The organism is Gordonia sp. NPDC003429, from assembly GCF_053588575.1.
Map to the genome: position 1 here is coordinate 319321 of NZ_JBSFQF010000002.1, position 24977 is coordinate 344297.

The 24977-nt window shown below is 67.7% G+C and carries 21 protein-coding genes; 13 read left to right on the top strand and 8 right to left on the bottom strand.

Annotated elements, in window-relative coordinates:
- Positions 1-36: 36 nt before the first annotated feature.
- Both ACWDSI_RS05175 and ACWDSI_RS05180 read left to right on the top strand, forming a co-directional pair.
- Positions 37-1665, top strand: a complete 1629-nt coding sequence (locus ACWDSI_RS05175) for an ABC-F family ATP-binding cassette domain-containing protein (RefSeq protein ID WP_449755859.1) — start codon at positions 37-39, stop codon at positions 1663-1665.
- A 32-nt stretch (positions 1666-1697) separates the two neighbouring features.
- The gene (locus ACWDSI_RS05180; RefSeq protein ID WP_449755860.1) at positions 1698-2924 is read left to right on the top strand and encodes a PucR family transcriptional regulator; all 1227 of its coding nucleotides are present in this window, start codon (positions 1698-1700) and stop codon (positions 2922-2924) included.
- Here ACWDSI_RS05180 and ACWDSI_RS05185 read toward each other — a convergent pair.
- The 4 genes from ACWDSI_RS05185 to ACWDSI_RS05200 all read right to left on the bottom strand — a co-directional run bounded on the left by ACWDSI_RS05185 (position 2903) and on the right by ACWDSI_RS05200 (position 7377).
- The gene (locus ACWDSI_RS05185) at positions 2903-4099 is read right to left on the bottom strand and encodes an NAD(P)/FAD-dependent oxidoreductase (RefSeq protein WP_449755861.1); all 1197 of its coding nucleotides are present in this window, start codon (positions 4097-4099) and stop codon (positions 2903-2905) included. The two genes, ACWDSI_RS05180 and ACWDSI_RS05185, sit on opposite strands and share 22 nt — an antisense overlap.
- Positions 4096-4293 (bottom strand): ferredoxin, encoded by a 198-nt coding sequence (locus ACWDSI_RS05190; protein WP_449746372.1) that lies wholly within the window; start codon positions 4291-4293, stop codon positions 4096-4098. The genes ACWDSI_RS05185 and ACWDSI_RS05190 overlap by 4 nt, the downstream gene beginning before the upstream one ends.
- Positions 4290-5708: a fatty acid desaturase gene (locus ACWDSI_RS05195; RefSeq protein WP_449746371.1), complete on the bottom strand. Its 1419-nt coding sequence runs from the start codon at positions 5706-5708 to the stop codon at positions 4290-4292. Before ACWDSI_RS05195 ends, ACWDSI_RS05190 begins: the two co-directional genes overlap by 4 nt.
- Positions 5709-5835: 127 nt before the next feature.
- The gene (locus ACWDSI_RS05200; RefSeq protein ID WP_449755862.1) at positions 5836-7377 is read right to left on the bottom strand and encodes an acyl-CoA synthetase; all 1542 of its coding nucleotides are present in this window, start codon (positions 7375-7377) and stop codon (positions 5836-5838) included.
- A 184-nt stretch (positions 7378-7561) separates the two neighbouring features.
- On the opposite strand from ACWDSI_RS05200, the gene ACWDSI_RS05205 reads away from it, so the two are divergent.
- Positions 7562-8776: a lipase family protein gene (locus ACWDSI_RS05205; protein ID WP_449755863.1), complete on the top strand. Its 1215-nt coding sequence runs from the start codon at positions 7562-7564 to the stop codon at positions 8774-8776.
- Entirely contained in the window at positions 8773-10524 is a 1752-nt protein-coding gene (locus ACWDSI_RS05210; RefSeq protein WP_449755864.1) for a CocE/NonD family hydrolase, read from the top strand. Before ACWDSI_RS05205 ends, ACWDSI_RS05210 begins: the two co-directional genes overlap by 4 nt.
- 6 nt (positions 10525-10530) lie before the next feature.
- Here ACWDSI_RS05210 and ACWDSI_RS05215 read toward each other — a convergent pair whose 3' ends face one another.
- Positions 10531-11088: a TetR/AcrR family transcriptional regulator gene (locus tag ACWDSI_RS05215; RefSeq protein ID WP_449746367.1), complete on the bottom strand. Its 558-nt coding sequence runs from the start codon at positions 11086-11088 to the stop codon at positions 10531-10533.
- A gap of 92 nt (positions 11089-11180) precedes the next feature.
- Here ACWDSI_RS05215 and ACWDSI_RS05220 point away from each other — a divergent pair, with 92 nt between their 5' ends.
- Positions 11181-12032 (top strand): alpha/beta hydrolase, encoded by an 852-nt coding sequence (locus tag ACWDSI_RS05220; protein ID WP_449755865.1) that lies wholly within the window; start codon positions 11181-11183, stop codon positions 12030-12032.
- 20 nt (positions 12033-12052) lie between these two features.
- On the opposite strand, the gene ACWDSI_RS05225 is transcribed toward ACWDSI_RS05220, so the two are convergent.
- From ACWDSI_RS05225 to ACWDSI_RS05235, 3 genes are read right to left on the bottom strand one after another with little or no spacing between them, the layout of a single operon-like run.
- Positions 12053-12565, bottom strand: coding sequence for a nitroreductase/quinone reductase family protein (locus ACWDSI_RS05225; protein WP_449746365.1), 513 nt, complete (start codon positions 12563-12565; stop codon positions 12053-12055).
- 1 nt (position 12566) lies between these two features.
- The gene (locus tag ACWDSI_RS05230) at positions 12567-13142 is read right to left on the bottom strand and encodes a helix-turn-helix domain-containing protein (protein WP_449746364.1); all 576 of its coding nucleotides are present in this window, start codon (positions 13140-13142) and stop codon (positions 12567-12569) included.
- A 15-nt stretch (positions 13143-13157) separates the two neighbouring features.
- Complete coding sequence (locus ACWDSI_RS05235) at positions 13158-15992, bottom strand: aconitate hydratase (RefSeq protein WP_449755866.1); 2835 nt, start codon at positions 15990-15992, stop codon at positions 13158-13160.
- Positions 15993-16388: 396 nt separating this feature from the next.
- On the opposite strand from ACWDSI_RS05235, the gene ACWDSI_RS05240 reads away from it, so the two are divergent.
- From ACWDSI_RS05240 to ACWDSI_RS05275, 8 genes are all read left to right on the top strand, one after another.
- Positions 16389-16934: an Rv1476 family membrane protein gene (locus ACWDSI_RS05240; protein WP_449746362.1), complete on the top strand. Its 546-nt coding sequence runs from the start codon at positions 16389-16391 to the stop codon at positions 16932-16934.
- Positions 16935-17266: 332 nt separating this feature from the next.
- Positions 17267-18793, top strand: a complete 1527-nt coding sequence (locus ACWDSI_RS05245; RefSeq protein ID WP_449746361.1) for an NlpC/P60 family protein — start codon at positions 17267-17269, stop codon at positions 18791-18793.
- 122 nt (positions 18794-18915) lie between these two features.
- Positions 18916-20100 (top strand): AAA family ATPase, encoded by a 1185-nt coding sequence (locus tag ACWDSI_RS05250; protein WP_449746510.1) that lies wholly within the window; start codon positions 18916-18918, stop codon positions 20098-20100.
- Positions 20090-21028 (top strand): DUF58 domain-containing protein, encoded by a 939-nt coding sequence (locus ACWDSI_RS05255; RefSeq protein WP_449746360.1) that lies wholly within the window; start codon positions 20090-20092, stop codon positions 21026-21028. Before ACWDSI_RS05250 ends, ACWDSI_RS05255 begins: the two co-directional genes overlap by 11 nt.
- 9 nt (positions 21029-21037) lie before the next feature.
- Positions 21038-22015: a VWA domain-containing protein gene (locus ACWDSI_RS05260; protein WP_449746359.1), complete on the top strand. Its 978-nt coding sequence runs from the start codon at positions 21038-21040 to the stop codon at positions 22013-22015.
- 63 nt (positions 22016-22078) lie between these two features.
- A complete protein-coding gene (gene fabG1, locus ACWDSI_RS05265; RefSeq protein WP_449746358.1) occupies positions 22079-22810 on the top strand; it encodes a 3-oxoacyl-ACP reductase FabG1 in 732 nt (243 codons plus the stop codon).
- A 62-nt stretch (positions 22811-22872) separates the two neighbouring features.
- Positions 22873-23712, top strand: a complete 840-nt coding sequence (gene inhA, locus ACWDSI_RS05270; protein ID WP_449755867.1) for an NADH-dependent enoyl-ACP reductase InhA — start codon at positions 22873-22875, stop codon at positions 23710-23712.
- A complete protein-coding gene (locus ACWDSI_RS05275; protein WP_449755868.1) occupies positions 23709-24851 on the top strand; it encodes a ferrochelatase in 1143 nt (380 codons plus the stop codon). The genes inhA and ACWDSI_RS05275 overlap by 4 nt, the downstream gene beginning before the upstream one ends.
- Positions 24852-24977 lie beyond the last annotated feature (126 nt).

A 24977-nucleotide genomic window follows, 5' to 3' on the forward strand; every position in this document is an offset into this window, starting at 1 on the left:
GGTCGGTGTGGCGCGGGCACAGTAGACTGGTCCGTCGTGATCACCGCGACCGACCTGGAAGTCCGAGCGGGCGCCCGGACCCTGCTGTCGGCGCCCGGATCGGCGCTGCGTATCCAACCCGGCGACCGCATCGGTCTCGTCGGCCGCAACGGGGCCGGCAAAACCACCACCCTGCGGATTCTGGCCGGCGAAACAGAACCGTACGCGGGCACCGTGACCCGAACCGGCGAACTCGGCTACCTCCCGCAGGACCCCAAGGAGGGCGACCTCGGCGTACTGGGACGCGATCGGGTGTTGTCGGCGCGCGGCCTCGACGAGATCATGCGCGAGATGGAAAAGCAGCAGGCGTTGATGGCCGAAGCGGTCGACGACAAGGTGCGCGACCGGGCCGTCGGCCGTTACGGACGGCTCGAGGAGCGGTTCTCCGCGCTCGGCGGCTACGTCGCCGAATCCGAGGCAGCACGCATCTGTCACAGTCTCGGGCTGCCCGACCGCGTGCTGGGGCAAGCGTTACGCACCCTGTCGGGAGGTCAGCGCCGTCGCATCGAACTGGCCCGCATCCTGTTCGCCGCCTCCGACGGCTCCGGCAAGTCCGACACCACGTTGCTGCTCGACGAACCGACCAACCACCTCGACGCCGACTCGATCACCTGGCTGCGCTCGTTCCTGCAGAACCACGAGGGCGGCCTGGTGGTGATCAGCCACGACGTCGACCTGCTCGGCGACGTGGTGAACAAGGTGTGGTTCCTCGACGCGGTGCGCGGCGAGGCGGACATCTACAACATGGGATGGAAGCGGTATCTCGACGCGCGCGCCACCGACGAACAACGTCGCCGCCGTGAACGGGCGAACGCCGAGAAGAAGGCGTCGGCGTTGCGTGCACAGGCGGCCAAGCTCGGCGCCAAGGCCACCAAGGCCACCGCTGCGCAGCAGATGCTCAAGCGCGCCGACCGCATGCTCGATGCGCTCGAGGAGGAGCGGGTGGCCGACCGCACCGCCCGCATCAAGTTCCCCGATCCTGCGGCATGCGGCAAGACGCCGCTGATGGCATCCGGATTGAGCAAATCGTATGGCTCACTGGAGATCTTCACCGGGGTCGACCTGGCGATCGACAAGGGCAGCCGTGTGGTGGTGCTCGGACTCAACGGCGCGGGCAAGACGACGCTGCTCAAACTGCTCGCCGGTGTCGAAGAGCCCGACACGGGGCAGCTCGAACCCGGGTACGGACTCAAGATCGGCTACTTCGCGCAGGAACACGACACCCTCGACGACATGGCCTCGGTGTGGGAGAACATCCGTCACGCCGCGCCCGACGCCGGTGAGCAGGAACTGCGTGGGCTGCTCGGCGCGTTCATGTTCAACGGCGCACAGCTCGATCAGCCGGCGGGCACCCTGTCGGGCGGCGAGAAGACGCGGCTCACCCTGGCCGGGCTGGTGTCCTCGGCGGCCAACGTGCTGCTGCTCGACGAGCCCACCAACAACCTCGACCCCATTTCGCGCGAGCAGGTACTCGACGCGCTGCGCAGCTACACCGGTGCGGTGGTGCTCGTCACCCACGACCCCGGCGCCGCGGCGGCACTCGACCCGCAGCGGGTGATCCTGTTGCCCGACGGCACCGAGGACCACTGGAACGAGGAGTATCAGGAGCTCATCGAACTGGCGTGACGGAGCTCACGACCTGCTGTTAGCGTGAGCCGATGGCGACGAGCGAGGCCGCCGCGACGGCGCAGTGGCTGGCGGGTTTCGTCGCGGCCCAACGCGAACCCGATGAGGTGACGCAGTGGGCCGAGCGGACAATGCGCCACATTCTCGACGAAGTGTCCGGGGTGCCCGACGAACTGCACGGACGCGTCGGGGACGCGATCGTCGATCACTGGCGGGCATTCCTGGACAACCTGGACCGACCCGAGGACGCAGTGACCCTCGTCGACTCCGCGCGGGAACTGGCCGCCGACTGTGCCCGTCTGCACGTTCCACTCCCGGTGTTGCTGCACGTCTATCAGGCTGCGCAGACCGCGTCGTGGCGCTTTGCGGTGGACGTGGTGGGGCAGGCGCCGGGCACGGTGGACCATGAGGCGGCGATCATCACGTTGTGGACCAAGGCCAATGGGTGGTTCGCCACCTCGGTCGAGCAGTCGGTGCAGATCTACACCGAAGAGGCCAACCGGGTGCGCCAGCGAGGTGACGCACGCCGCCACGAGGCCGTCGCGAAGCTTCTCGACGGTACTGATCTGTCGCCGTCGGAGCTGTCGGCAAGCCTCGACGGTCATCCGATCACCGGGGTCCGCCATTGCGCGGTCATCGCCTTCGCACTGACCACGGAGTCCATCGAGGACCTCGACCACGCGATCGGCGCGGTGACACGTGCGCAGCGCGCACCCTCGGTGGTGGTGCGGCCCGGAGGCCGGGAGCTGTGGGCCTGGATTGCGTTGCGCGACTCCGGATCACGCGATGTCGGCGCCATCGACGCGACAGCGGTCGACACATCGGCCATCGACCCGGACGCGGTGCGCGTGGCGATCGGCAGCGGCGGCGACGGGGTCACGGGATTCGTTGCGGCACATCGTGATGCGCGTACCGCTGCCCGGGTGGCGCTGGCGCCGCGTCGACGTGAGGTGATCACCGTCTACGACGATGTCACCGCGGTCACCCTGCTCGCCGCCGATCATGCTGCCGCGCGACGGTTCGTGCGGTCGACCCTGCGCGGCCTGGTCGACGACCAGCACGAGAAACTCCGCGAGACCGCCCGCGCGGTGCTGACCGCCACCGGGGGAGCCGACGCCGTGGCCGACGCACTCGGTGTCCACCGCAACACCGTGCGGTACCGCGTGACGCAGATCGAGCGGCTGATCGGCCGGCCACTACCGCAGCGCGCCGGCGACATCCTGCTCGCGCTGGATTATCACGACACCTTCGGCGCCTGACGTCGCTCCTTGTTGGCGGCGAGCAGGTGACGGCGCACCTTGGCGATGTCGGCGGGACGATCGATGCCGACCGCACCCACCACCACGTCGCCGGACAGGTATTCGATCAGTCCGTCGCCGACCTCCACCTCGTCGGTCATCTCGCCGGCACCGCCGGTCTCGCCGACCACCTGAATGCGATGACCGTGCCAGGTGGACCAGGCGAACGCAACACCCACCACCGTCTTGCGGTCTCCGGCCGCGTTCGCGCCGGCCACAAATCCCTGTTCGGCCGCGGCGGTCCAATGCTGACCCGGTTGCCCGTCGACAACGGCGACGTCACCGGCGGCCCACACATTCGGTACGGAGCCTGCCATGTGGTCGTCGCAGATCACCCCACCCGATGTCGGATCGAGGGCGACGCCGCTGTCGGTGAGCCACCCGGTGGCCGGTGCCACGCCCACGCCCACGATCACTGCGTCGGCGTGGAGTCGGCGGCCCGTGTCGAGGTGCAGGGCGACGCCCCTGTCGGGGGATGGCTTCTCGCCGAACGAATCCGCCGCCAACCGGACACCTGTACCGAGTTCGAGCTTCACCCCGGCCGCCACGTGCAAGTCCATCAGGCGCGCAGCCGCGAGCGGCCCCACCGCCCGCGCGAGAGGAGGCGATGCGGCATCCACGACGGTCACCTCGACATCGTGTGCGCGCGCCGCCGAAGCGATCTCCGATCCGATGAACCCGGCGCCGACCACCAGGAGGTGCTGCGCGCGCCGCAGCGCGGCCCGGAGGGCGCAGGCGTCGTCGTATCCGTGCAGGGTGTGCACGCCGGGAACGTCCCGAAGCGACGGGATGGTCTTCGGGCGGCTGCCGGTCGCGATCACCAGGCGGTTGTAGCCGATCTCGCCGCCGTCGGTGGCCACCACCCGGCGGACCGGGTCGAGTCCGATCGCGGCCGTGCCCGCTCTCACCTTCGCGCCCAACGCATCCCATGACTCGTCGGACCGCAGCGCGGGGAACGTCCCGTCGTCGCCGGCGGCGAGGAACTCCTTGGACAGCGGCGGACGGTCGTAGGGCCGGTGGCGTTCCTCACCGATCAGTTCGATGGTTCCCGACCACCCGGCCGAGCGTGCCCCCTCGGCGGCGCGCACCGCCGCCAGACCGGTCCCGACGATGACCATACGGTCGGCGGCACTCACGACGTCGCCAATCGCAGTGCGGAGACCGGGCAGGAGTCGACGGCAGCGCGCACATGTGCGCTGTCGGCCTCGGCCACCTCGTCGGCCCGGACGTGCACCAGCCCGTCCTCGCCGATCTCGAAGTAGTCGTCGGCCTGCGCCTCGCACATTCCGATGCCTTCACAGACGGTCCGGTCAGCGTGAATGCGGCTCACAGCGCTGCCTCCTTGACCGCGACGAAGTCGACCTTTTCGCGCACACCGCAATCCGGGCAGCACCAGTCGTCGGGGATCTCGTTCCAGGCCGTGCCGGCCGCGAATCCCTCCGCCTCGTCGCCGGCGGCGACCTGGTAGGTGTAACCACAGCCGGGGCAGCGCGCGGCGAGCACCTCCTCGGTATGGGTCTGCCTCGTCACGTCCTCGCCCAGCGCGTCGTCGAGATCGACACCGGGAGGCGGGAACCTGCGGAGCAGGCGCTCCTCCCTACCCGGCTGCAGGTTGGCCAGCCGAATGTCCCCGTCGACGTGGGCCACCACCCGCTTGTCCATCACCCGGTACCACAGGGGCGGAACCAGTGCGATGAGGATCATCCCGGCGTAACCGGTCGGCAGTACCGGCGACTCCTTGTAATCGCGCAACGTCTGGTAGCGGCGGGTGGGATTGGCGTGATGATCGCTGTGCCGCTGCAGGTGATAGAGCAGGATGTTGGTGGCGATGTTGTTGGCGTTCCACGAATGTGCCGGCAGTACGCGCTCGAACCGTGGCCGCTGCGCCGATCCCACCTGCCGGCGCAGCATTCCGTAATGCTCCATGTAGTTGATGATCTCGAGCAGCGAGAAGCCGATCACGGCTTGCAGCACCAGGTAGGGCACAATCCCGACGCCGAGCCAGATGGTCAGGCCGATCCACAGCACCAGGCTCATCAGCCAGGCGTTGAGCACGTCGTTGCCGATGTGGAACGGGTGGGTGTCCTTGCGGGCGTACCGCTTCTTCTCCACACCCCAGGCAGAACGCAGCGAACCGGTGACGGTGCGCGGCCAGAACCGGTAGAACGATTCACCCATCCGCGATGACGCCGGGTCTTCGGGGGTGGCCACCCGAACGTGATGTCCGCGGTTGTGCTCGATGTAGAAGTGTCCGTAAAACGTCTGTGCCAGAGCGATTTTGGACAGCCACCGCTCATGGCTGGGCTTCTTGTGGCCGAGTTCGTGCGCGGTGTTGATGGCAACTCCACCGATCATGCCGAGGGTGGTCGCGAGTCCGATCTTGTCGATGACGGGCCAACCGCCGGTCGCGATCAGGTACATGCCGAAGACGAAGCCGGCGTACTGCAGCGGCAGGTAGGCGAATGTGACGTACCGGTAGTACTTGTCGTTCTCGAGTGCCTCGATCACCTCGTCGGGCGGATTCGACTGGTCGGTACCGGTGATCAGGTCGACGATCGGTACCACCAGGAAGATGATGAAGGCCCCGATCCAGAGGAACACCCCCCAGCCGGTCAGCAGGTAGGCGCCGATCCCCATGAATGCGAAGGACGGCACCACCAGGCCCATCAACCACAGATATCGCTTCTTGTCACGCCACGTTGCGGTCGACAGGTCGTCGACCGAACCGCTCGCATCGAGTGTCATCGTTGTCTCTCCCGTTCACGATATGGACCGATGCTTGTCATATTCGCCGAGACGGGGTTCACACGTCATCGTGTAAGTCCACGATCTCGCGGGAGCTATTTGTGCAAATGCACAGGAGAGCGTCGGGTCAGCCGACGAGGTACCGCTTGCGCAACTCGCCTTTGACAAGTTTGCCGGTGGGGGTGCGGGGTAGGTCGTCGACGAAGTCGACGGATCGGGGCACCTTGAACGGGGCCAACGACGCAGCGGTGAAGTCGAGGAGGTCGGCAGCGAGTTGATCCGAGGCGGCATGGGCGGGATCGAGCTGCACGCAGGCCTTGGCGACCTCCCCCAGGTCGTCGTCGGGAACCCCGATCACCGCCACGTCGTACACCGCGGGATGGCCGATCATCACGTTCTCGGCCTCCTGTGGATAGATGTTGACGCCGCCGGAGATGATCATGAACGCCTTGCGGTCGGTGAGGTAGAGGAAACCGTCGTCATCGACATAACCCATGTCGCCGGTGGTCGCCCACGCGGCGTGGTCGGGGTGGTAGGCGGCGGCCGTCTTCACCGGATCATTGTGGTAGGCGAACGCCGGGACATCGCGTTCGAAGTACACCAAACCCACCTCACCGGTGGGCACCTCGGTGCCGGTGTCGTCGCAGATGCGGATCACGCCCATGCCGGCGCGACCCACCGATCCGGGATGCGTGAGGGCGTCATCGGGCCCGATGAACGTGGCGCCCGCGGCTTCGGTGGAGGCGTAGTACTCGTGGATCACCGGGCCCCACCACTCGATCATCGCCCGCTTCACCTCGGCCGGGCACGGCGCGGCCGCGTGGATGGCCACTCGCAGACTCGACACGTCGTACTTGGCGCGGACGTGGGCGGGCAACTTCAGCATCCGGATGAACATGGTGGGCACCCACTGACTGTGGGTGACGCCGTAGCGCTCGATCAGTGCGAGTGCCTCTTGCGCATCGAAGTGGTCCATGAAGACCACCGTGCCGCCCGTGGAGTTCGTGACGCCGCAGAACCTCAGTGGCGCAGCGTGATAGAGCGGCGCCGGGGAGAGGTAGACACTCTCTGGGCCGAATCCGTACATCGGCCCGAAGATGGCGGTGTAGGCATCGGGGATCTCGTCGATCCGGCCCTGCGGGAGTGGTGTCCGAATCCCCTTGGGGCGACCGGTGGTTCCGGACGAGTAGAGCATGTCGGTGCCACGCGGCTCGTCGCCGCGCGGTGTGTCCGAAGCTGTGGCGAGGATCGTCTCAAAGTCGTCGAAACCGTCGATAGGTCCGCCCCAGGCGATGCGGTGGCCGGGGCGGGCCAGGGCCGCGATGTCGCCGGAGGTGGCCACCGCGTCGGCCACGTCGGCGCCGGCGAAGAGCACGTCGGCGCCGCTGTCGAGGAGGATGTAGTCGGTCTCGGCCGCCGTCAGGTGGTGGTTGATCACGGTGATGTAGAGGCCGCTGCGCAGCGCCGCCCAATACACCTCGAACATGTGCAGGGTGTTGGTCGACACCATCGCCACGGTGTCGCCGGGGCGCAGACCCACCGCATCAAGATGATTGGCCAGGCGCCGAGAGTTCTCGTCGAGTTGCCGGTAGGTGAGCAAGTCCCCGGTCGCCGCGCGGATGACGGCGGGCTTGTCGGGGGTGATTGCGGCGATCACTCCTGGGAACACGGGTCCTCCTCGGCGACGACGGTGTGGCGCCGATGCTATCCCGAGCGAACACTCGGGAAAGTGTGTTTGACCACACCGGACCGCTCGGAAGCCCGGTTCGGCGCGCGCCAGGTCATTCGCCGTGCTTAGGGTCTCGGGACACCCGTGGTCGCCGTCGGGGCGCGACCGGGGGAAGGAGACAAGCATGTCGGGTCCAAACAGTGTGCATCGCGTGTTCGCCGGGAGGCGGAAGCGCTTTCTGGCGGCGTGCGCCGGCGTCGTCGCGGTGGGGGCGTCGGTACTGCTCGCGCCCGGGGCCGACGCCGCACCGGCGGATCCGGGGGCCGTGGTGTCGGTGGCACCCCTGTCGCCGCGGGTCTGGACGATTCCGGGTGCCGATGTCGCACAACAGAAGCGGATCGTCTACCGCACCGTCGGCCCCGGTGGAAGGCCGGGACTCTCGAGTGGCGCGATATTCCTGCCCACCACACCCGCGCCGCGGGGCGGCTACCCGGTGCTCTCCTGGGCGCACGGCACCGTCGGAATCGGAAACCAGTGTGCACCAACGATTCACGGTCCGGTGTATCGCGAGCGCGACAACGCCTACCTGTCGCACTGGCTGCGCCTCGGATACGCGGTGGTCGCCAGCGACTACTACGGACTCGGCACCTACGGCGTCGACGGCACCGGCCATCACCCCTATGGTGACGCCCACACCCCGGGTTTCAATGTCATCGACATGGTGCGTGCGGCACATTCGCTGATGCCGCAGACCATCTCGACGCGCTGGGCCGCGATCGGGCAGTCGCAGGGTGGTCAGGCGTCGGTCGCCGCCGCGTCGCAGGCTCAGCGGTATGCGCCGGACTTGCGGTTCGTCGGCTCGGTGTCGACGGGGCTCACCGGCTACTTCGACCGCCTGGCACCGCTGCTGATCCAGCTTGCGCCGAAGGCGTCGCTGCCCGTCCCGATCGAGGACGCGACGGCGTATGTGGTGTTCACCCTGGCCGGCATCGATGCCGCCCATCCCGAACTCGACCTGGGCCGGTACCTCAGTCCGAGCGGCAAGCGACTGCTCGCCGAGGCCACCACCACCTGCGACGACGAGTTGAACGCACAACTCGCGCACGTACAGATCTCGTCGCTGTTCGCCAAGCCGATCAGCGATCCGCGCGTCCAGCAGGCCTTCGCCGACATGCAGCGGATTCCCACCTCCGGATTCACCCGGCCCCTGTTCATCGGCGAGGGATACTTCGACGACACCGCGGTGTACCCGGTGACCGCCTCGCTGGTCAACGACATGCGGGCCTCGGGAGCCACGGTCGAGTTCCGGGGATATCCCAGCGGGCACGACGGCACCATGGCGGCCTCGCTACCGGATTCGACCCCGTTCCTGGCGGCCCGCTTCCGGACGGCCGGGTGAGGCGGCGGCTTCTGACGGTCACCGTCGCCTGCGTGTTGGCGTTCGCCGCCGGTCTGGTCCAACCCGGCGCACCGGCCTCCGCAACGACCGAGAATGTGCGGTGGGCGCCGGGCGCGCACTGGGAGCAGAGATACATCGACGCGCCCGGTGGAGTCACCCTCCACGCCGACGTGCTGCGGCCGGCGCACTTGACGCTGACCGCCAAGACGCCGGTGATCCTCAGCGTTGGACCGTATTTCAACCACTCCGGGTCCGGGGGCGTGTTCGGCGCGCTGGACGGTTTCGAGTACAACCCCGTATCCCCGGCTGGACCCAACCCGCGGTTCGCCGATCTGGTGACCGGTGGGCAGCTGATGGAGCGGGGCTACACCTTCGTCATGGTCGACCTACGTGGGTTCGGTGCCAGCACCGGCTGTCTGGACTACTACGGTCCGGGGGAGAAGGCCGACGTACGCACCGCGATCACCTGGGCCGCCACGCAACCGTGGTCGACGGGCGCAGTGGGGATGTACGGAAAGTCCTATGACGGAGGCGCCGGCGTGGTCGGTGCAGCACTGGCGCCCAGGGGTTTACGAGCGGTGGTTGCCGGAGAGCCGATCTACGACGGGTACCGCTACCTGTATCAGAACGGAGTTCGGTACCTGAACTCGTGGTACATGTCCTCGTGGTACAACCAGATCGCCTCAGCACCCGGTTCGCTCGGCGACGACCCCCACTACTCGCGCGCGGCGACATTCGAGGCCGCACACCCGCAGTGCCTCACCGACAACGCGCGCTCCCAGGTGTTCAACACCGATCATCGGTCTGCATACTGGCGTGCCAGGGATTCCGCCGGCGCCGCCCATGATTCGTCCGTGCCGCTGTTCGTGACACAGGGACTCATCGAGAACAACACCTGGCCTGACGGGCTTTCGGAGACCATCGCCGGCAGGCGCGCTTCCACGCGGGCATGGCTGGGAATGTGGGATCACGTGCGCGGCAATGAGATCGACGAGAAGTCCGGACGCCTCGCCATGGGAAGAGCCGGTTGGTTCGACGAGGTCATGCGATGGTTCGACAAGTACCTCAAGGGAATCGACAGTCCGGCCGACCCTGCGGTGGTCGTCGAGGACAACACGGGGCACTGGCGTGAACAGGCGTCGTGGCCGACGCCGACGTCGGCGTCGACGGTGGCACTGCCCACCGGCAGCTACCTCGACTCCGGAACGGCCATCGGTTCCTACGGCACCCAGAAGCCGACGATCAAGGCGCTCGTCGTGCTCGACCGCAACCCCGGACTGTGGCGGATCAGCCGACCGGTGCGGACGCCCGTGCGGATATCGGGTGTCCCGCACGTCACCGCCCGGACGACGGTGTCGGGTGCGGGCCCGCGCACGGCGCAGATGGTGGTGGACCTCTACGACATCCCTCCCGCCGGATCGGCGACGCGAATCACTCGTGCCGCAACGGTTCTGCCGGCGGGTTCGAGGACGACACACCTCGACCTGCTACCCACCGACTGGCTGCTGGCGCCCGGACACCGACTCGGCGTCCGGGTGGTGAACACGAACTCCGAGCTTTACCTGCCGTCGGGCAGTGGCGCCACGGTGCAGGTCACCGGCGGGACGGTGTCGGTACCGCTCGATGGCCACTCCCGGGCGGCGGCGCGCGGTGACCGCTCGGTCTACCTCGACACCTACGAGTCGGGCGCCGGAAGGTATGACCTGCCGGTGCGGGTCGGTCCCGGTTCTTTCACCGTCGACGACTGAGTGGGGTCAGTCCAGTCCCACCGCACGGCGTGCGGTCGACCGGAACGTCGAGACCACGCCGTCACCGTCGAGGTAGGTGCCCACCAGGGTGGCATCACGCAGCAGTACCAGGGCGCCCGCGGCCTGCTGCGGGTCGGGCACCTGCGCGGCGGTACACACCTCGGTCAGCGCCGCCCGGAACCAGGCCCGGTGGCGCGCCACCACCTGGCGCACCGGGCCGTCGGCGTCGGGATACTCGGCGGCGGCGTTGATGAACGGGCAGCCGCGGGTGTGATACCGGGTGGCGTCGAGCGCGATGCCGTCGATCACGGCGACGAGCAGGTCATGGGGGGACCCGCCGGACTGCCCGGCGGCGTCGAGCAGTCCGCGAATCGCGGCGTCCTCGCCGTCGAGATAGGCGACGACGAGCGCCTCCTTCCCGGCGAAGTGCCGGTACATCGTGGCACGGGTGACGCCGGCCTCGGCCAGGATACGGTCGACGCCGACGCTGTGGATTCCCTCCGTGTAGAACAGGCGCGTCGCGGTGTCGAGCAGTCGTCCGCGCGCAGAGCCGGTGTCCGCCATCCCCTCATCCTCGTTCCCGTCCCGACATGTCTTGACCATCGAGTGTCTCATCCGCGATGATAGACAGAACGTTCGTTCTACCAGGAGTGCCGATGCCAACCACCATCACCGAGCGCGAAGCCGCCGAGATCTCCGCTGCCAACTCGTCCGGTCGCCGCCCCGTCGTCTTCGTCCACGGTCTGTGGCTGCTCGCCGACAGCTGGGACAATTGGCGAAAGTTCTTCGAGGATCGCGGATTTGCCACCGTGGCAGTCGACTGGCCGGGAGATCAGGCAACATACGCGCTCGCACACGCTCACCCGGAGACATTGGCCGGCACGTCGGTCGCCGACGTCGCCGACCATGTTGCCGAGGTGGTTGCGCAACTCGACACCGAGCCCGTCCTCATCGGACACAGTTTCGGTGGATTGCTGGTCCAGATGGTTGCGGGCAGGGGTGTCGCGGCGGCAACGGTGTCGATCGACCCCGCACCCAGTCAGGGCGTGCTGCCGCTACCGCTGTCCACTCTCAAGGCCTCGTTCCCGGTGCTCGGGCATCCGGGTGCCTATCGCGGGATGGTGACCCTCACGTTCGAGCAGTTCCGGTACGGCTTTGCCAACGCCGTCGACGAGGCGCAGGCGCGCGAACTGTATGCGACCTACCACACGCCCGGCCCGGGCCGTCCGCTCTATCAGGCCGCCGGCGCCAACGTCAATCCGTGGGCAAAGACCAAGGTGGACAAGAAGAATCCCGACCGCGGGCCGATGCTGCTGATCACCGGTGAGAACGACCACATCGCACCGGCAGTGCTGGCCCGGGCCGCGTTCGGCAAGCAACGGAAGAACACGGCCACCACAGAACTGGTGGAGATCCCGGGCGCGGGACACTCGCTGGTGATCGACGATCAGTGGGAACTGGTGGCCCAGACGGCCGCCGATTTCCTTGCCCGCGAGGGAATTTCATAGACCGCCGGGTGTGGACGGGGTCAGCGATCGCCGTGCGTGGGATCGAGCCATTCGATCAGGAACACCGGATAGTCGGCTGACACCGCCTCGAACTCCGCGATCGTCCCGCGACGATCGACCGGTATGTGCGGCCGGGCTCCGGGCACCTGCTCCAGGTAGGCCTTCAGGAGCGGTGGCCGCTCGTCCACCGGGACCTCCGCCAGGTGAACCCGACGCCTACCGCGCCGTTCGATGATCGCGTTGCCGTTGTTCGCGCGGACATTGCGCACCCAGTTGCAGTCGTTGCCCAGCATGGCGCCGAGATAGCGCCGACCATCGACCCGCGCCATGCCGAGCGGGAAGCGGGTGGGCCGACCGCTACGCCGGCCGGGCACCTCGAGCGTCACCCAGCGCCGGCCCGGCGCCAGGCCGCGCGCAAATGCCCACGCCCACAACCGCGCGAACCGGCGGGCGGTGGCGTCGCCCCGGCCGCCGACATACATCCGGCGCACCCGGCGTGCGTTGAGTTCGGCCAGGCTGCGGCCGCCGATCATGTCAGCGCACCGCCCGCGGCGAACGGACCGAGGCCTCCACCAGATCGAGCACGGCCTCCAGATCATCGGTGGGCCTGCCGGACGCGAGCCGCGTGATCAGACCGTCGAGAACCAGGTCCAGATAATCGAGCAGCACCCCGGTCGGCACGTCGTCGCGGAGCCGCCCGGTTTTGCGCCCACGCTCGAGCCGGTCGAGGGTGGCCTTCTCCAACTCGGCCGAATGTGCGAGCCATGCAGTCCGGAAACTGGGGTCGGTTCGGAGCTTGCGGGCGATCTCCAGCCGCGTCCCGAGCCAGTCGAAATCCTGCGGGCGCTCGAGGACATCACGCATCACCTGCACGAGGCCTTCCTCGGCGGCGACGTCGGCCATGCGCTCGGCGTCCTCTTGCGCCAGCGCGAGGAACAACGCCTCCTTGTCCCGGAAGTGATGGAAGATCGCGCCGCGGGACAGTCCCGTCGACTCCTCGATGCGTTTGACGGTGGCGCCGTCGTAGCCGTACTCCGCGAAGCAGTGCCGCGCGCCGTCGAGAATCTCCCGACGACGCGCGGCAATGCGGTCATCGCTGACCTTGGGCACTCTCGGTGGCCCCGATCAGCTCTGGATCATGTTTCGCAGCACGTACTGCAGGATGCCTCCGTTGCGGTAGTAATCGGCCTCACCGGGGGTGTCGATGCGCACCTTGGCGTCGAACTCGATGGCCGAGCCGTCCTCCTTGGTGGCGGTGACGTGAACCGTCGCTGGGGTGGTGCCCGAGTTCAGCTCCTCGATGCCGGTGATGTCGAAGACCTCGGTGCCGTCGAGGCCGAGCGACTTGTGCGACTCACCCTCGGGGAACTGCAGCGGGATCACACCCATACCGATGAGGTTCGAGCGGTGGATGCGCTCGAAACTCTCGGTGATGACGGCCTTGACGCCCAGCAGGCTGGTGCCCTTGGCCGCCCAGTCACGCGACGACCCGGTGCCGTACTCCTTGCCGCCGAGAACCACCAGCGGGGTGCCCGCCTTCGCGTAGTTCTGCGCCGCGTCGTAGATGAACGACTCCGGTGCGCCCTCCTGGGTGAAGTCGCGGGTATATCCGCCGGTCTGCTCCACCAGTTGGTTCTGCAGGCGGATGTTGCCGAAGGTGGACCGGATCATCACCTCGTGGTTGCCGCGTCGGGCGCCCAGCGAGTTGTAGTCCTTGCGGGCCACACCGTGCGCGTCGAGATACTGCGCGGCCGGGGTGCCGGGCTTGATGGTCGAGGCGGGGGAGATGTGGTCGGTGGTGACCGAATCGCCCAGCTTGGCCAGCACCCGGGCGCCGGTGATGTCGGCGACCGGCGCGGGCTCGGGCTGCATGCCCTCGAAGTACGGGGGCTTGCGCACGTAGGTCGACTCGTCGTCCCACTCGAACGTCTTGCCGTCCGGGGTGGGCAGGCCGCGCCACCGCTCGTCGCCCTTGAAGACGTCGGCATAGTCCTCGGCGTACTGCTCGGCCGAGATCGAGGACGCGATGGTGTCGGCGATCTCCTCACCCGACGGCCAGATGTCCTTGAGGAAAACGTCGTTGCCGTCGGAATCCTGGCCCAGCGGGTCGTTCTCGAAGTCGAAGTCCATCGTGCCCGCGAGCGCGTAGGCGATGACCAGCGGCGGTGAGGCCAGATAGTTCATCTTCACGTCGGGGTTGATGCGACCCTCGAAGTTGCGGTTGCCCGACAGCACCGCGGTGGCGGTGAGGTCGTGGTCGTTGATCGCCTTGGAGATCTCCTCGGGCAGCGGACCCGAGTTGCCGATGCAGGTGGTGCAGCCGTAGCCGACGAGGAAGAAGCCGAGCTTCTCCAGGTACGGCCAGAGGCCGGCCTTGTCGTAGTAGCCGGTGACGACCTGCGATCCCGGGGCCATCGACGTCTTGACCCACGGCTTGGAGGTGAGGCCCTTCTCCACCGCCTTCTTGGCGAGCAGACCCGCACCCAGCATGACCGACGGGTTGGAGGTGTTGGTGCAGCTCGTGATCGACGCGATCGTCACGATGCCGTGGTCGAGGATCATCGTGCCGCGTTCGGCCGACTCCACCTTGACCGGCTTGGACGGACGGCCCTCGGCGCCCTTGGAGGCGTTGTGGGCCGGCTCGGAGCCCTCGTCGGCGAAGGACAGGCTCGCCGCCCCGGGTGAGGTGGCCGGTGCGTCCGATGCCGGGAAGCTCTCCTCATTGGCTTCGTCGACGCCGTTGAGTGCGGGCGTGTTGCCCTCTTCGACGTAGTTGTGGATGTCCTTGCGGAACGCGTTCTTCGCGTCCCACAGTTCGATGCGGTCCTGCGGGCGCTTGGGTCCGGCGATCGAGGGCACCACGGTCGACAGGTCGAGTTCCATGTACTCCGAGTACGCGGCTTCGGTGGCATCCTTCTCGAGCCACATGCCCTGTTCCTTGGCGTACGCCTCGACGAGTGCGAGGGTCTCCGGGCTGCGGCCGGTGAGCTTGAGGTAGCTGATGGTCTCGCCGTCGATCGGGAAGATCGCGCAGGTGGAACCGAACTCCGGGCTCATGTTGCCGATGGTGGCGCGGTTGGCCAGCGGAACCTCGGCGACGCCGTTGCCGTAGAACTCGACGAACTTGCCGACCACGCCGTGCTTGCGCAGCATGTCGGTGATGGTGAGCACCACGTCGGTGGCGGTCACTCCGGGCTTGGTGGCACCGGTCAGCTTGAAGCCCACCACGCGGGGGATCAGCATCGACACGGGCTGGCCGAGCATCGCGGCCTCGGCCTCGATGCCGCCGACACCCCAGCCGAGCACGCCAAGCCCGTTCTCCATCGTGGTGTGCGAATCGGTGCCGATGCAGGTGTCCGGGTAGGCGACCTCGGTACCGGTCTCATCGGGGCGGACCATGACCGAACGGGCGAGGTGCTCGATGTTGACCTGGTGGACGATGCCGGTGCCCGGCGGGACGACACGGAAGTCGTCGAAGGCGCCCTGTCCCCAGCGCAGGAACTTGTAGCGCTCTTCGTTGCGCTGGTATTCGATCTCGACGTTGCGTTCGAAGGCCTGCGCGTTGCCGAACGCCTCGATGATCACCGAGTGGTCGATGACCATCTCGGCGGGGGCGAGGGGATTGACCTTGTCGGGGTCACCGCCGAGTTCGGCGACCGCGTCGCGCATGGTGGCGAGGTCGACGACGCAGGGCACACCGGTGAAGTCCTGCATGATGACGCGTGCAGGGGTGAACTGGATCTCGATGCTCGGCTCCGCGCTCGGGTCCCAGTTGGCGATGGCCTCGATGTGTTCTTTGGTGACGTTGGCGCCGTCCTCGGTGCGCAGCAGGTTCTCGGCGAGGACCTTCAGCGCGTAGGGGAGCTTCTCGGTGCCCTCGACGGCGCTGAGCCGGTAGATCTCGTACGACTTGTCGCCGACCTCGAGGGTTCCCTTGGCGCCAAAGGAATTGATACTCACGTCTAATCCACTCTCCTCTAGAGCCGGCGGGCTGCGCCGGCATCGCTGGTCGTCCCGCGGTGACCCGCCAGGACGCTGCTGGGCACGTCGCCGAACGCCCGCTCGTCGACTCTGACCATCGCCCGACGGGCTGCGCCGGGCATTTCGCGTTGCTGCCAATCCACCTTAACAGTACGTCCGTACTGTTAACAAGGGGCCTCGCGCGGCGTGGCGGCTTCACGACAGTCACCAACCATTCTGTCCCACCCCGTCGGTCGAGGTTTGTCCGGACCGTCGGAGAGAGTGACATTTAATGACCGCGAAACCTGTGCGACGACACGCGGGGGGCGGTCGACGCCAATGCGTCATCGTTCGGCAGGATGGGGGCGGTCGCGAGAGAGAAAGTGGGATCGAGTCATGAGTCCTGACCCTGCCGGGTTGCCGGCCGTGATCCCCGACAACGTCGACATGGCCGAGTTGCGCAAGGAGTTGCTCGCCGATCACGTCGCCGCCCCCGCCGATCAGGTGGACGCGCTGCGCGAGGTGGTCGCGCACGCGAAGTCGGAGGGTTACGACGTCAACTTCGTCGTCCTCACCGAGACGCAGCCGAAGTTCACCTACTACCGCGACATCGCCACCCAACTGCAGTCCGAGGTCGGCGGCACGGTGATCGTGCTCGCCCCCAATTCGGTGGGCAGTGCCTCGCCGGACTTCAGTCGTGTGGTCCAGGAGCAGGCGACCGACAATCTCACCCTCACCAATCCGCCTCTGGCCGCCCAGCAGATGCTCGACCAGATGACCGCACCACAGGTGGATTGGACGCTGGTGGCGGTGGTGCTCATCGTCGTGACCGTGATCGGGGCGGTCCTCGCGCGGCTGCGCACGCTCCGTGCCCGCGAGCGCGCCGGAGCCGACCAGGTCGCAGAACCGGTCACCGAGCCGGAAGCCACCCACTCGGCCTGAGCGCCGTTACACCCCGCGCAGCTGCGTGCCGGGCACAGTCGCGTCGAGTCGCGCTGGTTGTTGCCAATTCGATATCTCGACGGCGGCCGGGTTCTTTGGCCAGTTCACGGCATTTTCGCAGGTAATCACGTTGATGTAATTCGTTGCCACTGTTTTCCGATGAGTCGGATGTGACGTACGGTTCTCATGTCACTTGTGGTGCAAAGGATGCTCTGTGCTTCACATGTGGCGTGTGGTGCGCGGGTGATAGGGGAAGCGTGCACCGCCCATCTCGGATCTGGATGTGCGTCGGCAACCCGCACATCCGTGGCACAGGGCGAGGGAGTTCACACGTGAGTCGAGTGACCACCGGAGCGGCCCGCGGCAGGTCGCGGTTCGCGCGTCTGGGCGCCGCGGTGGCGGTGGCCCTGCTCGGCGCGATGGGGGCCGGACACGCTGCGGCCGCGCCGGCATCGAAGGCCCCGCAGCCGGGCTCGCCGGTCTCTGCACTGATCAACCAGATCGCCACCGCGAATCAGAACATCAAAGATCTCGACAGCGCTGTCGCCGTGCGACAGGAGAACGTCAACCGGGCCATCGCCGATTACCAGAACGCACTGGCCGCCCAACGCCTGGCGTCGGTCGCCGCGCAGGGTGCGCAGACCTCGCTGGCCAAGGCGAATCGGGAAACCACCTCCGCTCAGCGCACCTTCGACGCCTTCATCCGGTCGGCGTACCGCAACGGCACCGCGGTGGGATCGATGACCAACTACGTGTCCTCCGACAACCCGCAAGGCGTGCTGGAACGGGTATCGGCGCTCGACCGCATGGCCCGCAAACAGCGTGAGACCATTCATCGACTGCAGGTCGCCCGCAATCAACAGGCCAACCGGGTGGCCGCGTTGCAGGCGATGCAGCGGCAGGCCGCCCTGGCCACCTCCGGTGCCGCCTCGCGCAAGGACGATGCCCTGGCCGCCGTCGCCGCCGCACGGAGCGCCATGGCCAACGAACAGCAGCGGCGCGTGGCGCTGGTGACACAGCGCGACACGGTGCAGGCCCGGCTCGACAAACTGCGCGGCACCGTCGCACCGAAGAAGGTCGACGCCCCCTCCACCACCCCTGATCTGCTGTCCAACCTGTTCCCCAACCTGCCCGGGATTCCCGGTGCCACTCCGGCCGCGCCCGGAGCGACCCCCGTGGAGGGCGGCGACAACCCGGCACTGCAGGTGGCGGCCGAGGCCGCGGCGCGACTGGCGATGGATGTCGGTCAGCAACTGCTGGCCGGGGTCGTGGGCCAGGCGCAGATCCCGCATTCGGAGTTGCTCGACGAACTCGGCATCGGGGGATCGACCCTGGGTTCGGGTGCCGACAATCTCAGCAGCAGGATCGGCGGCGGAAGCCTCGGCACCCTGTTCGGCAGCTCGTCGGGTCCCGGCGTGGTCCGGCCCGGACTTCGTGGTCCGCAAGCCGTCGAGATCGTGGTCAACCGTGCGCTGGCACAGCTCAACGTGCCCTACGCGTGGGGCGGCGGCGACGCCAACGGGCCGACCCAGGGAATCCGCGACGGCGGCGTGGCCGACAGCTACGGCGACTACAACAAGATCGGTTTCGACTGTTCGGGCCTGATGGTCTACGCGTTCGCCGGTGTGGGGATCCAATTGCCGCACTACACCGGCTACCAGTACACGTCGGGGCCGCAGGTCCCGCTCTCGCAGATGCAGCGCGGCGACATGATCTTCTACGGCCCCAACGCCAGCGAGCACGTCGCCCTCTACCTCGGCGACAACAAGATGGTGGAGGCGCCGCAGTCCGGCGACGTGGTGAAGGTGTCGCCGTTGCGCACCGCCGGCGCCATGCCGAATGTCGTGCGTCTGCTCTGAGCACGGTCACCTTCTTGGCGCCGTTTCAGGCGGCCCGGCTACGCTGGCACCCAATGCGTCGCGGTTGTCCGCCGCGTGTGCGCGCGTGGCCACCGTGAGATCCCGACGAACAGGAGCAGGTGTTGACCTCTTCGCATCCCAGTGCGCCTTCGGCGCGTCCGGCGCCGACTGTCGGCGAGGGCGCGGTGACGCTCAGCGATGACGACGTGAAGCTGTTGGAGCGTGCGATCTACGAGGTCAAGCGCGTCATCGTCGGACAGGACCAGCTCGTCGAACGCATCCTGGTGGGGCTGCTCGCCCGCGGCCACATCCTGTTGGAGGGTGTGCCGGGCGTGGCCAAGACGCTGGCCGTGGAGACCTTCGCTACCGTGATCGGCGGAACGTTCTCGCGCGTGCAATTCACCCCCGACCTGGTGCCCACCGACCTCATCGGTACCCGTATCTACCGGCAGGGCCGAGAAGAGTTCGACACCGAACTCGGTCCGGTGGTGGCCAACTTCCTGCTCGCCGACGAGATCAACCGTGCACCGGCAAAGGTGCAGTCGGCGCTGCTGGAGGTGATGGCCGAGCGACACGTCTCCATCGGCGGCACCACCTACCCGATGCCCGACCCGTTCCTTGTCATGGCCACGCAGAACCCGATCGAGAACGAGGGTGTCTACCCGCTGCCCGAGGCGCAGCGCGACCGTTTCCTGTTCAAGGTTCTCGTCGACTATCCCACCGTCGAGGAAGAGCGCGAGATCGTCTACCGGATGGGCAATGTGCCGCCCACCGCGACTCAGATCCTCGACCCGGCCACCACGATCCGCCTGCAGCAGACGGCCGCGAATGTGTTCGTCCACCACGCGCTCGTCGACTATGTGGTCCGCGTGATCAACGCGACCCGGCGTCCCGCCGAACTCGGCCTCACCGACGTCGCCTCCTGGCTGTCCTACGGGGCATCGCCGCGTGCCACCCTCGGCATTGTGGCCGCCGCGCGCTCACTGGCCCTGATCCGTGGGCGCGACTACGTGATCCCGCAGGACGTGGTGGAGATCGTGCCGGATGTGCTGCGCCACCGACTGGTGCTGAGCTACGACGCGCTCGCCGACGAGGTGACCGCCGATGACGTCATCACACGCGTGCTGCAGACCGTCGGCCTGCCCCAGGTGGGCGCCCAGCCCGTCGCCGCACCGCCGCCCGCCGCACCGGTTCAGCAGCCCGCACAGCCACCGCAGCAGGGGGTGCCACAACAGATGGCGCCGCAGCAGTCGGCGGGGTATCCGTCGCCCCCGGTGAACCAGACCTCGGCACGGTATGGCGGTTAACGCCGATCTGCCGTCGCTGGGCAGCGGTCTGCTGGAGGAGCCGCAGCTCACGGCTGCGCTCAAAACGCTCGAACTCACCGTGCGCCGCAAGCTCGACGGGGTGCTGCAGGGCGAACACCTCGGCCTGATCCCGGGGCCCGGTTCCGAGCCGGGGGAGGCCCGCACCTACCAGCCCGGCGACGACATCCGCCGCATGGAGTGGTCGGTCACCGCGCGCACCACACAGCCGCATGTGCGCCAGATGATCGCCGACCGCGAGCTCGAGACGTGGCTGGTGGTCGACGCGTCGGCAAGTCTCGACTTCGGGACGGTCAACTGCACCAAACGCGATCTGGCGGTGGCCGCGGCGGCGTCGATCGTGCACCTCACCAGTGGCGGCGGCAACCGCCACGGCGCCATCGTGGTGACCGGCGATCAGCTCGTCCGGGTACCCGCGCGTGCCGGACGTGCGCACGATCAGTCCCTGCTGAAGACGATCGCCACCACACGCCGCGCGGCACCGGGTGTGCGCGGCGACCTGAAAGCCGGGATCGAGGCGCTGCGCCGGCCCCAACGCCGCCGCGGACTCGCGGTGGTGATCAGCGACTTCCTCGGCCCGATCGACTGGGAACGATCGCTGCGGGCGATCGGGGCGCACCACGAGTTGCTGGCCGTCGAGGTGCTCGACCCCCGCGACATGGAGCTGCCCGCGATCGGCGAGGTCACACTGGCCGACGCGGAATCCGGCGAGATCCGCGAGATCACCGTGACCGACAAGCTGCGCCGGGAGTTCGCCGCGGCGGCCACCGCTCATCAGCGCGACGTACACCGCACGATCCGCAGTTGCGGCGGCCCGGTGCTCACCTTGCGTACCGATCGGGAATGGATCACCGACATGGTGCGGTTCGTGGCGCAGCGCCGTCGCGGACTCGCCGCCGGGGTGGGGTGAGCAGGCCCGATGTTCGCCAACCCCTGGTGGTTGTTGCTGCTGCTGGTCGTCATCGCGCTCGGCGCCGGCTATGTCTACATGCAGATGCAACGCCGCCGTCGCGCCCTGCAGTTCGCCAACACCGAGATGCTCGACCGGGTGTCTCCCGCCGAGCCGGCCTACCGGCGCTGGCTGAGACATGCTCCCATCGCGCTGCTCATCGTCGCGCTGCTGCTGCTGGTGGTCGCGGTGGCCGGCCCGCAGGCCAACCGCAAGATCCCGCGGAACAAGGCCACCGTGATGCTCGTGATCGACGTGTCACGGTCGATGAATGCCACCGACGTCGCGCCCTCACGCATCAAGGCCGCCCAGTCGGCGGCCAAGAAATTCGCCGACAACCTCACCGAGGGCATCAACCTGGGGCTGATCTCGTTCGCCGGGACAGCGTCCACGCTGGTCACGCCCACCCCCAATCACAACGCCACCAAGGAAGCGGTCGACAAGCTGCAACTCGCCGACAAGACCGCGACCGGCGAGGGCATCTTTGCCGCGATCCAGCAGATCCAGACGCTCAACGCGGTCCTCGGCGGTGAGGAGGGCGCACCACCGGCCCGCATCGTGCTGCTCTCCGACGGCAAGGAAACCGTTCCCGACGACCCCGACGACCCGCGGGGTGCCTTCACCGCCGCCCGCAAGGCCAAGGAGGAGAAGATCCCGGTGTCCACCATCTCGTTCGGCACCGCCACGGGCACGGTGGACCTCGACGGCGACCAGATCCCGGTGCCGGTGGACGACGAATCGCTCCGCAAGATCGCCAATCTCAGTGGCGGACAATTCTTCACCGCGTCGAGCCTCGACGAGCTGAACAAGGTGTATCAGACGCTGCAGGAGGAGATCGGCTACGAGTACCGCAAGGGCGACGCCTCCTGGCCGTGGCTGTTCAGCGGCACCATCCTGGTGATTCTGGCGGCCGCCGGAGCACTGGCGATCAACCAGCGGCTACCCTGACCGGCGCGCGGGACCGCCAACCCTGCTCCCGCGCATCCCACCACGAACGATAGGTTTGAACACATGGCTGAGACCAACGACAGCACTCAGGTGTCACGATCGGTCCTGGTGACCGGAGGCAATCGCGGAATCGGGCTCGCCGTGGCCCGCCGACTGGCCGACGACGGGCACAAGGTGGCCGTCACGCACCGCGGATCCGGCGCCCCCGAGGGATTGTTCGGCGTGAAATGCGACGTCACCGACTCGGAGTCGGTGGATCGCGCCTTCGAAGAGGTTGCCGCGCATCAGGGTCCGGTGGAGGTTCTCGTCGCCAATGCGGGCACCACCGAGAACATGCTCCTCATGCGGATGAGTGACGAGTCCTTTGAACGGGTCGTCGACGCCAACCTGACGGGCGCGTTCCGGTGTGCCAAGCGCGCGACCAAGGGCATGCAGCGCGCCAAATGGGGCCGCATGATCTTCCTCGGTTCGGTGGTGGCCATGTCGGGGGTGCCCGGACAGGTCAACTATGCCGCGTCCAAGGCCGGACTGATCGGCATGGCGCGGTCGATCGCGCGTGAGGTGGGCTCGCGCAACATCACCGCGAACGTGGTGGCGCCCGGCTTCATCGACACCGACATGACCGCCGAGATGGAGGACCGCTACATCGAGATGGCCAAGCAGGCCATTCCGCTGGGACGGACCGGGAAACCCGAACAGGTGGCCGCCGCCATCAGCTTCCTGGCATCCGATCAGGCCGACTACATCACCGGCGCCGTGCTGCCCGTCGACGGCGGCATGGGCATGGGCCACTAGCCACCCGCACGCATCCGATCCCCGACATCTGTCCGCACGTCACATCGCGCAAGGAGCACACGTTGAGCGGAATCCTGGACGGCAAAACCGTTCTCATCACCGGCATCATCACCGATGCCTCGATCGCCTTCTCCACCGCCAAGGTGGCCCAGGAACAGGGCGCGACGGTGATCATCACCGGCATCCCGGAGCGGTTGCGGCTCATCGACCGCATCGCCAAACGGCTCCCGCAGGACGTGCCCCCGGCCATCCCGCTCGACGTCACCGACGAAGAGAGCCTCGCGGGATTGGCCGACAAGGTGCGCGAGCTGGCGCCGCAGGGCATCGACGGGCTGGTGCACTCCATCGCCTTCGCTCCCAAGACGCTGATGGGACCGGACGCGGTGCCCTTCCTCGACGGTCCCGGACCCGACGTGGCCAAGGCGTTCGAGATCTCCGCCTGGAGCTACGCCTCACTGGCGCGCGCCGCACTGCCGGTGATGAACGAGGGCGGCTCCATCGTCGGAATGGATTTCGACCCGCGCACCGCCATGCCCGACTACAACTGGATGGGCGTGGCCAAGGCGGCGCTGGAATCGGTCAACCGTTACGTGGCGCGCGAGGTGGGCTACGCCAAGCGCATCCGCTCCAACCTGGTCGCCGCCGGACCCATCAAGACGCTTGCGGCCAAAGCGATCTCGGGCACCGCAACCGATGACGCGAAGAAGCTCACCATGCTCAACGACTACTGGGATGGCGCGTCGCCGATCGGCTGGAACGTCGACGACCCGTCGGTGGTCGGCACCAGCGTCTGCGCTTTGCTTTCCGATTTCCTGCCCGGCACCACGGGGTCGATCGTGTACGTCGACGGTGGCGCCAGCCACAACACCTGGTTCCCCGAGGACTTCATCGCCGCGCAGTGAACGTCACGCACACCGGGGGAGACGGGCGCAGCGCCGCATTCGACGCGGTGCTGTTCCTGTCTTTCGGCGGACCCAACGGTCCCGACGAGGTGATGCCGTTCCTGGAGAACGTGACCCGCGGCCGCGGCGTCCCCCGCGAGCGACTCGAGGGAGTGGCAGCGCACTACCTGCATTTCGGCGGCGTGTCGCCGATCAACAAGCTCAATCTCGACATGATCGACGCACTGCGTGCGGTGCTGGCGCAGCGCGGGCGCACCCTGCCGGTGTATTTCGGCAACCGCAACTGGCATCCGCTGATCGAGGACACCGTGGCACAGATGTACGCCGACGGTCATCGACGAATCCTGGTGTTCCCCACGTCGGCCTGGGGCGGGTACTCGGGGTGCCGGCAGTATCACGAGGACATCGCGCGAGCGCTCGATGCGCTGTCCGAACGTGTTCCGGCGAGCGCCGACAACCCGATGCTGTTGCGCAAGTTGCCGCAATACTGGGCCGAGCCCGGCTTCGTGGCGGCCGGGCGCGCCGCGTTGCGCCGCGCCATCGCGACGTTGCCCGGTGCCAATCCCGTTCCGCGGCTTGTGTTCACCGCACACTCGGTGCCCGCGGCCGCGGATGCGGCGTCCGGACCGGCCGGTGCGGGCAGTGAACCGACCGGCAACCCGGAAACCGGGGAGCAGGTGGAGTGCTACGGCGGTCACCTCTATTCGCGGCAGGTGTATGCCGCGGCGTCGGCCGCCGCCGACGGGGCCGACTCGTTCGACCAGGTGTGGCAGTCGCGGTCGGGCCCACCGCAGGTGCCCTGGCTGGAACCCGACATCTGTGATCACCTCGACGACATCGCCGACGCTGGTGTGCGGCAAGTGGTGGTGAGCCCCGTCGGTTTCGTGTCCGACCATCTCGAGGTGATCTGGGATCTCGACCACGAAGCCGCCGAGACCGCGCAACGGCGAGGAATGGACTATGTCCGGGCCGACACCGTGGGCACCGACCCCGGCTTCATCGAGATGATCGCCGACCTCATCGATCGGTACGCCGACGGGGGCGGCGACATCACCGCGATGGGATGCGGCGACAACGGTGCCTTGTGTCGCGAACGATGCTGCGTACCACCGGCCCGGCCCGGCCGACCCGCGCAGTGATCCATTCCGGGGCGCTAATGTTCTGGGGCGCTAGTGTCGCGTTTCGTTAGTTGGTTTTCGGTTGAGCTTTCTTGAGAATCTCCTCGACCGGTTTCGTCCACACGAAGGGGTGTTTGCGGTCGTTCC